This is a genomic window from Sedimentitalea sp. (assembly GCF_039973035.1).
In the GTDB taxonomy this organism is placed as follows: Bacteria; Pseudomonadota; Alphaproteobacteria; order Rhodobacterales; family Rhodobacteraceae; genus Sedimentitalea.
The window spans coordinates 1-4,067 of the sequence record NZ_JBDWLR010000010.1 but is presented as its reverse complement, the minus strand read 5'-3'; the positions used below and the strand labels follow the sequence as shown (position 1 = coordinate 4,067).

3 protein-coding genes are annotated in these 4,067 nt (G+C 56.2%); 2 read left to right on the top strand and 1 reads right to left on the bottom strand.

Annotation, left to right across the window (positions count from 1 at the left end; all coding sequences use genetic code 11):
- Positions 1-297 precede the first annotated feature (297 nt).
- Positions 298-1,536, top strand: coding sequence for an FAD-dependent oxidoreductase (locus ABJO75_RS01380; protein ID WP_348129291.1), 1,239 nt, complete (start codon positions 298-300; stop codon positions 1,534-1,536).
- A 164-nt stretch (positions 1,537-1,700) separates the two neighbouring features.
- On the opposite strand, the gene ABJO75_RS01375 is transcribed toward ABJO75_RS01380, so the two are convergent.
- A complete protein-coding gene (locus tag ABJO75_RS01375) occupies positions 1,701-2,324 on the bottom strand; it encodes a hypothetical protein (protein WP_348432359.1) in 624 nt (207 codons plus the stop codon).
- Positions 2,325-2,381: 57 nt separating this feature from the next.
- On the opposite strand from ABJO75_RS01375, the gene ABJO75_RS01370 reads away from it, so the two are divergent.
- On the top strand, positions 2,382-3,851 hold the full coding sequence (locus tag ABJO75_RS01370; RefSeq protein WP_348432358.1) for a UPF0149 family protein: 1,470 nt from the start codon (positions 2,382-2,384) through the stop codon (positions 3,849-3,851).
- Positions 3,852-4,067: the final 216 nt, after the last annotated feature.

Below are 4,067 nucleotides of genomic sequence, written 5' to 3'. Positions count from 1 at the left end.
AAATCCCTGTGGATCGGGCAATTGGGTAATGGTATTTGTCGTCATGTGGCATATCCTTTTCTCAGATGAGAATTGCGGCGCGTGAACAACGCCATGATATGCCGCCCCTCAGGGCCATCACCAACTTTCAGCTATATCTCGAAGTGATAAAACCTGAGCTCGAATACGGGTTCGATTTTCACAAATTGGTTTGGGAACGACCGAGCCTCTGATTGGACGGGGTCGAAGTGTGTTGTATGCTTCGAAAACCAAGTCCAGTCTTGCGAAATTGCCGAGGGACACTGAGGAAGGAAGGCCATGCGATCGTTAGAAACTCAGTGCGTTATTTCTGGCGGCGGCCCCGCAGGGTTGATGACAGGCTACCTTTTGGCGCGACAAGGAGTCGACGTTATCGTCTTGGACAAGCATGCAGATTTCCTGCGTGATTTTCGCGGGGATACTGTTCACCCGTCGACGCTGGAGCTGTTCCATGAACTGGGTTTATTGGATGGATTGCTTACTCGTCCTCATCAGAAAATCCACCAGGCATCTGTGACAATTTCGGGACAGGGCTTCAAAGTCGCTGACTTTGGTCAGCTATCCACGCACTGCAAGTATATCGCTATGATGCCGCAATGGGATTTCCTTGATTGCTTGGCTGACGCAGCGCACACATATCCGAACTTCAGGCTTCTCCAACTCACCAAAGCTGAAGACCTGATTGTTCATGAGGGGAAAATTGTCGGCGTAAGAGCAAGTGACAAAGATGGATCATTTGTCATTCACGCCGACCTTACGGTTGGCGCTGATGGGCGAGATTCCACACTTCGCGATGCCTCCGGACTGAAGGTTGAAGACCTCGGTGCACCGATTGACGTGTTCTGGATGCGTTTGCCCAGAACGCCAACAAAGACAATTGAACCTTTAGCGCAGGTAGGCTCGCGTGGGTTTCTTGTCCAACTCAATCGTGGCGATTATTGGCAGTGTGCCTTGCCATTCCAAAAAGGGGCAGCGGATGTCATTCGGGCGGAGGGACTAGAGGCGTTTCGTCAGAGAATTTCTGCAATTGCTCCTGAACTTTCAACAGCGACCTTGGCCTTGACCTCATGGGATCAAGTCAAACTGCTGACTGTGCAAGTAAACCGACTCACGACATGGTGGCGAGACGGCTTCCTGTGCATCGGTGATGCAGCTCACGCCATGTCTCCTGTGGGCGGAGTCGGCATCAATCTTGCCATTCAAGACGCCGTGGCAACTGCACGCCTGTTAGGACCGTCTCTTTTGACCCGTACCGTCGGTCCGAAACACCTTGCTCAAGTGCAGAAGCGCCGAGCCTGGCCCGCAAATATGACCCAGAAAGCTCAGGTGGTGGCTCACAAGTTTATCTTGATGCCAGCGCTAAACACGAACTCTCCACCAAATCCGCCTTTTGTCGTCAAACTGCTAAATAGGTTCTCGGTGCTAAGAGGCCTTCCCGCGCGGGCTGTGGGTATTGGGCTAAGGTCCGAACACTGGCGAGAACCGCGCCGCAGCGATTCTACTTTAGGTCTAACATGAAATCGTAGGTCGCGGCCCATTGCTGCGTGCACCGATATGCCGAGATGCTGCGGCGCAGCCCATCGAAGGAAACAACTTCCGCGCGTGCCAAATTCAAGGTCCGTCGAATTCACAAGGTCAACGAACGAAGCCGACTTTCGGACACCACTTGCCAGTGTTAGCCTCTACTGAGACCGGGCGCGCGCTAAAGGCTTGTCGCGGTGGGACGCTGCAAGAAATTGGGGGCATTGGTGACTGAGGTAGTAGATACTTGTCTTATGGATCGGCCAACCGCAGGTGATCCAAGCGGAACGCTGTTGTGGGCGGATCGATGGGCGGCGCCTCTTTCGCAAGATCCAGAAACGGTTCTGGAACTCGCCGACACGCTGCCCGACGCTGGCACAGAGCACACCGATGATTGTCTTATGCTTATGTCCCGCATCTTGGACGAGGCGCGAATAAACCATGAAAATGAGGAGCCGGGCACGCGCGACTTTTTCCAGGTCCTTGAGGCGGGTCTGGCAGAACGGATTGAGGCAGGTGAGCTTGATGTCAAGATCTGCTTCGGACTTTGCCAGGCTTACCTCCGCGCCAGTCTCACACCCCCCGACCAACTGCGTACGGCACCCGACGTCTTTGAAGCTTTTGCTGAAGGCGAGATCCCCGAACTTCCGGATGTCGCGGATCTCGCGGAAGGGCTTGTCCCGGATGGGTCCACGCCTTTTGAGGCCTATACCGGGCTTCGCGAAGTTGTGGGCGCTATGCCGGCTCAAGTGACAACCGCATTTTTGACGCAGACGATCGGGCAAGGTGACCCACGCATGATTGTTATGGGGCGGTACTTTCTGCTCGATCCGGTTGCGGAGATGCGCGATGCGGCCATCGCCGGGTTCGGGCTGCTTGCACAAAGCGCAAAAGTAGATGCTGCTCTGCTGTCCGACCTCATCCTGATCCGTAACTGGCTGCCAAACGGCAAAGCGCTCGATACGCTGATAAAGACTGCTCTGCGACGGGAGCCGTCAGGTGGAGCTGTCCCGCAACCTTGGAAGCTTCATCGAGTGATGACGTCGCTTCCCGACGGCACCGGCTCGCAAAGCATTTTGGGGGTCTGTAGCCGCGGAAGCACGCGCGCGGTGGCCGCAGCAATGATCAAGGAAGGGCACGGGATAAAGGACGCTTATGTCATTCCTTGTTCCAGCAGAGGTGATCAGAAATCCATCGTTGAACAAATTGAACTGACGATGGCGATGCATGACGTGTCGGCGTCCTACCTCGCCCCCGCCATTGGCTTCGCCCTTGGCGACGGGCTGGCGCGCGGTGCGGTGACGACGCCGGGCTTCCTGGATGTTGCGCCGATGTTCGGTATTGGCGATGTGACGCCACAAACCGGGGGGAATGCGGCTCTTCTCGCGGCAGTTGATCCGCAAGGACAGCTTGCAGCTCTGTCAGACAACCGCCGCGGCCGGTTGATCGGCAAGAGCCGGGACTGGTTCTCGGAGCATGACATCTCCAGCAGCTGGTTTGTCTCTGACGCCACTTTGATGGCAGCGCTTGAAGAGGCGTCAACCGTCGCCAGCGCAAAGAAGATCGTCGCGGGACATCTTGAGGAAAAGCGTGATCGCTGGGCAAAAATCTTTGCCCGATCAGCGCTGATCCTACGCCACGGCCACAACGTCCCACCTGACGCATGGATGAGCTTTGCCGCTGTCGCCCAGGCGTTGGAGGCTGGACGAGAGATCAAGAAAATACCCGTCTTTGAAGATATCCTCGAGCAAACGCTGGAGGTGATAGAAGCGCGCGCGATGGAAGCTTTCGACGATGAATTGGAGTGGGACAACGAAGGCCTCGAGCCGCCTGAAGTCGAGGCTGAACGACAGGGCGAGTTGGCCAAGTTGCTCAAAGGCAGCCCGCTCAAACCGGATCAGATCGATGGCTACCTGACCGCGGTGCTTATTGCCCCGGAATTCGCATCACCTAATGAATGGCTGATGCCGCTCATGGAGGGGATCGAGGTGAAAGGCCACGGTTCCATTCAACGCATCCTCGACATCCTTATGCTGCGGTACGACGCGCTGAACGAGGCTGTGATCCTCGGCGAGATCGGCGGAGAGCTCCGAGACCTGCCCCCGAAGCGCTTCCAGGCCTGGACCGAGGGCTTCTCGCAGGCGGTGGAGAGCATCAAGGGTGCCTGGCCGAAACGAGCACTCAGCCGCGATGACAAACAGGTGCTCAATCTGATCCGAACCGCCGCCACTGAGGATCTATCAACAACCTTGAAACCGCTTCTGCCCAGCTGGCTTCAGATGACTGCCGTTAAATGGCGGGAAGAATTCTAAGTCTTAAGCTATCTGGGCTGGTGTCGGCCCTTACCGGACATTCGGTTGCATAAACTACGCTGCGGTGCAGCTCACGGAGCTATGCCCGAATGTTGGTGACGGCGTGATCAGGCGGCTTTTTGAAGTTGCTTGATCCCGTCCTTGAATTCAATCCCCCGGATGATCTCAGGCATGCGGTTTGCGCCGTCGAGTTTGCGCCATTTGGTCTGGGCTGAC